Origin of the sequence: Bacillus sp. BB081, from assembly GCF_008368895.1 — a bacterium.
GTDB classification, from domain to species: domain Bacteria; phylum Bacillota; class Bacilli; order Bacillales; family Bacillaceae_G; genus Bacillus_A; species Bacillus_A wiedmannii.
Genome location: NZ_QOZX01000126.1, coordinates 1 through 5,186, shown reverse-complemented (window position 1 = coordinate 5,186; position 5,186 = coordinate 1). Strand labels below are relative to the sequence as shown.

Genomic DNA, 5,186 nt, shown 5'->3' with positions numbered 1-5,186 from the left:
AATAAGGATGGGTACATTATTGCAGTATTTTCATTTTTTGTAGCGATCGTTTTCATTACAGTTTTATAAAAAATAAAGATGTCACATTAGACATTTTTATTTTTACAATAAATAAAATTTCACATACCGTATTATATGTAAAAATAAAAAACATATAGCGGTAGAAAAGTGTGTACTTTGCCGTGTATTTACTTGTCAATCTTGCATAGCCAATATACTATTAATAATGTGGAAATTAGAAAAAGGGGTTGTATCTGTCATGAAATTTGAGGTGCACACAAAAATTATTTCAAATGAAAAAGAAGTAAGATTACATATAGAAGAAAACATATTTCAATTAACATTGGATGGTTATCACTTATTTACAGTTCAAGAAATATTACCTTTATATAAATCAAATGAAGAAAGAATTGGTAGTGCAATGATACAAAAGTTAGAGTGGGAGAACGGAAAAACTACAATAAACTATCAACTCGTATCACTAAAATCAGTAAATTAAAAGGAGCAGGACAATATGAAGTTATTTCATACAGCGGATTGGCATTTAGGAAAGCTCGTTCATGGCGTGTATATGACTGAAGATCAAAAGATTGTATTAGATCAGTTTGTACAAGCTGTTGAAGAAGAAAAACCAGATGCCGTAATTATTGCAGGCGATTTATACGACCGAGCAATTCCACCAACAGAAGCAGTAGACTTATTAAATGATGTTTTACAAAAAATAGTGATTGATTTACAAACACCAGTTATTGCGGTTGCAGGAAACCATGATAGTCCAGATCGTATTCATTTTGGAAGTAGTTTAATGAAGAAACAAGGATTATTTATTGTGGGACAATTTCAATTTCCATATGAGCCAATTATATTAAATGATGAATATGGCGAGGTTCACTTCCATCTCATTCCATATGCGGATCCAAGCATAGTTAGACATGTTTTGAAAAACGAAGATGTACGTTCTCATGATGATGCGATGCGTATTTTTATGAATGAGCTTTCTGAAACGATGGATAAAGAAGCTAGACACGTATTTGTTGGTCATGCATTTGTAACTTCTGCGGGAGAAGCGGAGGAGAATACAAGTGATGCAGAACGACCACTTTCAATTGGTGGTGCTGAATACGTAAATAGTCATTATTTTGATAAGTTTCATTACACAGCGCTTGGACATTTACATCAAGCGCATTTCGTACGTAATGAGACAATTCGATATTCAGGTTCTCCACTTGCATATTCTATTTCTGAAGAAAAACATAAAAAAGGATATTATATTGTGGAACTGAACGAAACAGGTGAAGCAACAATTGAAAAAAGGTTACTTGTACCACGTCGTAAAATGCGAACAGTAGAAGCGAAAATAGATGAATTATTACAACATCCAGTAAGTGAAGATTACGTGTTTGTAAAATTATTAGATGAAAATCCTGTCTTGCAGCCAATGGAAAAAATACGCTCTGTATATCCAAATGCAATGCATGTTGAAAGATCTATTCAAAGACGAGAGTTCACAGAGTCAAATGAAGTAACTGTTTCAAGACATAAAACGGATGATTTATCTCTTTTAAAGGCTTTTTATAAAGAAATGAAAGGCTTAGATTTATCAAAAGAGAAAGAACGTCTATTTGTAGAAGTACTACAAACAGTGCAAGAACGGGAAGGTGAACGAGGATGAGACCGATTCAGCTAATTATGACAGCATTTGGGCCATATAAACAGGAAGAAGTAATCGATTTTAACGATCTTGGAGATCATCGCATTTTCGCCATTTCTGGGAATACAGGAGCTGGAAAGACAACGATTTTTGATGCAATTTGTTATGTGTTATATGGTGAGGCAAGTGGAGAAGAACGTAGTGATACGAGCATGCTTCGCAGCCAATTTGCTGATGATAATATGTATACAAGTGTAGAACTAACCTTTCAGTTAAAAGGGAAACGTTATGAAATAAAACGACAACTTGGACATAAAAAACAAGGGAACAAGACGATTACGGGACATGCAGTAGAACTATATGAAGTGATTGATGAAGAGAAGGTTCCAGCTGTTGATCGTTTCCATGTAACGGATGTAAATAAAAAAGTGGAAGATTTAATCGGTTTAAGTAAACATCAATTTAGCCAAATTGTTATGTTGCCACAGGGGGAATTCCGAAAACTATTAACATCTGAGACAGAAAACAAAGAAGAAATTTTACGTCGTATTTTTAAAACGGATCGTTATAAGTTAATGCGTGAGTTACTTGATCAAAAACGAAAACAATGGAAAGACGTTTTACAAGAAAAACAGAAAGAGCGAGAGCTATACTTCCGTAATGTTTTTAAATTACCAATCCGCGATGGAGCATTATTAGAGACATTAGTGGAACAAGAACATGTAAACACGCATCAAGTAGTAGAAGCGTTAGAACAAGAAACAGCGGCGTATAAGGTAGAGGTTGAGCAATTACAAGTAGAACAAGATGTTCAAACGAAGCAATTAAAGGATGCTGAAACACGTTTTCATGCAGCGAAATCCATAAATGAGAAATTTATAGATTTACAACAAAAGAATGAGAAATATAACACTTTACAAGAAAACCGTACAGTGATTGAAAGGAAAGAAACATCTTTTAAACATGCGGAAGAAGCGAAGCGCTTATTACCATTTGAACAATGGTACGAAGAAGCGATGCAAAATGAGCAGAAAGCTGAAAGTTTGTTAAAACAAATTATCGCCAAAAAAGAAAATATAATGAGTAATTTTGAACTTGCTCAGGGGAAATATGAAGCAGTAAAGAATAAAGAACCTGAGAGAGAAAATGCAAAAAAACTAGTTCAAAGATTAGAAGAGTTACAACCGATTATTGCATCATTAGCTGAAAAACAGTTGAATTTACAAAATGCAGAAACTCAAATAGGGAAATTAAAGGGAAGTATGCAAAACTTAGATCGACAATTAGAGGAGCATACAAATCAAAAACAGCTAATGTCTGGTGAATTACAGCAATTAGAACGAGCACTTGAGCAATATGTAGCTAAAGTAGAAGAACTAACGAATATGCGAGAAGATGCAAAAGTTTTAAAGCAAGCATATGATGTTTGGCAAGAAAAACAAAAGTACGGGAAAGAAAAAGAAGCGGCATATAATAAGATGCAATTGGCAGTTAACGCATATGAAAATATGGAACGTCGCTGGTTAAGTGAACAAGCTGGAATATTAGCTCTTCATTTACATGATGGCGAATCTTGTCCAGTATGTGGTAGTACGAACCATCCGAAAAAAGCTACAGAGCAAAGTGATGCGATCGATGAAAAAGAGTTAAATGATTTAAGAGACAAGAAGAATATTGCTGAAAAATTACATGTTCAACTAGAGGAGAAATGGAATTTCTATCACCTACAATATGAACAGGTAATAGAAGAGGTTAAGAAGCGAGGCTATCGTTCAGAGGAATTAGTTGAAACATACAGTGCACTTGTTCAAAAAGGAAAACAATTAGCAACTGAAGTAAATACGTTAAAAGCAAGCGAAGAAACGCGTAAGCAAACAGCTGTGAATATAAAAAGTGTAGAAGAAAAAGTAGATGCACTTCAGAAACAAAAGCGTGAGGTAGAAACAGAGCAGCACCGAACAGAAATGGAGTGTATGCAGCTTCGTACGTCATATGAACATGATAAGAAAAATATTCCTGAAAGCTTACAAACAGTACAGGCTTGGAAAGTTCAGTTTGACCAAGCTATGCATGAACTCAAATTAATGGAAGACGAATGGAGGAAAGTGCAGGAAGCGTATCAACATTGGCAAAATGAAAATATACGTATTCAAGCAGAACAAGAAGGTGCTTCAAATCAATTTGAAAGTGCAAAATTGAAGAAAGAAGAGACTTTCGCGCGCTTTATGAAAGAGCTTGAACAGAGCGGATTTACAGATCAAATTACGTATAAAGAGGCCAAATTAAGTGATACCGAGATGGATATGTTACAAAAAGAAATTCAAAGCTATTATTCATCTCTTGAAGTACTTGCAAAACAAATTGAAGAGTTACATGCTGAATTAAAAGATAAAGAGTATATGGATATTACAGCGTTAGGTGAACATATAAAAGATTTAGAAATAAATCTTGATATCATTAAAGAAAAGCGTCAACGTGCGCAAAATGCAGTAACATATATTTTTGATTTACATGAAAATATTAGACGTATTGATGAGCAAATTCATGAGGAAGAAAAAGCTTTCCAAGAACTTGTTGATTTATATGAAGTAATGAAAGGTGATAACGAAAGCCGTATATCATTTGAACGCTACATCTTAATTGAGTATTTAGAACAAATTGTTCAAATTGCAAACGAACGATTACGTAAATTATCAAATGGACAATTTTATTTAAAACGAAGTGAACGAGTTGAAAAAAGAAATCGTCAAAGTGGATTAGGATTAGATGTATACGACGCATATACTGGTCAAACACGCGATGTAAAAACATTATCTGGCGGCGAGAAATTTAATGCATCGCTTTGCTTAGCGCTCGGAATGGCAGACGTCATTCAAGCATATGAAGGCGGTATTTCCATCGAAACGATGTTTATCGACGAAGGCTTTGGTTCATTAGATGAGGAGTCATTAACAAAAGCAGTAGACGCCTTAATTGACTTACAAAAATCAGGCCGATTTATCGGTGTCATCTCACACGTTCAAGAGCTGAAAAACGCAATGCCAGCTGTATTAGAAGTAACGAAGCAGAAGGATGGGTGTAGTCAGACTCGGTTTGTGGTGAAGTAAGTTCAATTGTAATTCATACTTAAAGCATTGTTTGCGAGTTTCTAGTATAAAAATTATGATAAAACAAATGCCGCCTCTTTATAGAGGTGGCATTTGTTTGTTATTCAGAATTAGACAATGCACCTACGAGTTATCTGGAGAAGGCGGAGTATTTTCCAAACGATTATAAGCTTTAAAAGCTGAAATTGCGGATATAACACCACCTACTAAAAATAAAGCTGATCCACTGACTAATATGATCCGACTGACATATGTTTCACGAGCTTCTTCAACTTCTTCTTGTAACATTGTTGGCATTTGAAATCCCCCTAAACAACATTTATTTTGTAGATAGTATATACAAACGCCTAAAATATGTTAAAATCACTGGATAGTGTTATGAGGAAGTATATAGTTAGATGTGAATTGTTTGAAAAATCTTCATTATA

4 protein-coding genes are annotated in these 5,186 nt (G+C 34.4%); 3 read left to right on the top strand and 1 reads right to left on the bottom strand.

Annotated features, from left to right (window positions below):
- Nucleotides 1–259: 259 nt before the first annotated feature.
- From DN394_RS28500 to DN394_RS28490, 3 genes are read left to right on the top strand one after another with little or no spacing between them, the layout of a single operon-like run.
- The gene (locus DN394_RS28500; protein WP_149294459.1) at nt 260–499 is read left to right on the top strand and encodes a DUF2584 family protein; all 240 of its coding nucleotides are present in this window, start codon (nt 260–262) and stop codon (nt 497–499) included.
- 15 nt (nt 500–514) lie between these two features.
- Entirely contained in the window at nt 515–1,672 is a 1,158-nt protein-coding gene (locus tag DN394_RS28495) for an exonuclease SbcCD subunit D (protein ID WP_098085394.1), read from the top strand.
- Complete coding sequence (locus DN394_RS28490; protein WP_149294458.1) at nt 1,669–4,758, top strand: AAA family ATPase; 3,090 nt, start codon at nt 1,669–1,671, stop codon at nt 4,756–4,758. Before DN394_RS28495 ends, DN394_RS28490 begins: the two co-directional genes overlap by 4 nt.
- A 123-nt stretch (nt 4,759–4,881) precedes the next feature.
- On the opposite strand, the gene DN394_RS29175 is transcribed toward DN394_RS28490, so the two are convergent.
- A complete protein-coding gene (locus tag DN394_RS29175) occupies nt 4,882–5,055 on the bottom strand; it encodes a hypothetical protein (RefSeq protein ID WP_001142749.1) in 174 nt (57 codons plus the stop codon).
- Between the last annotated feature and the right edge of the window lie 131 nt (nt 5,056–5,186).

Coding starts and splice junctions, on each gene's coding strand:
- DN394_RS28500 (WP_149294459.1), top strand. CDS start 260: ATGAAATTTGAGGTGCACACAAAAATTATTTCAAATGAAAAAGAAGTA.
- DN394_RS28495 (WP_098085394.1), top strand. CDS start 515: ATGAAGTTATTTCATACAGCGGATTGGCATTTAGGAAAGCTCGTTCAT.
- DN394_RS28490 (WP_149294458.1), top strand. CDS start 1,669: ATGAGACCGATTCAGCTAATTATGACAGCATTTGGGCCATATAAACAG.
- DN394_RS29175 (WP_001142749.1), bottom strand. CDS start 5,055: ATGCCAACAATGTTACAAGAAGAAGTTGAAGAAGCTCGTGAAACATAT.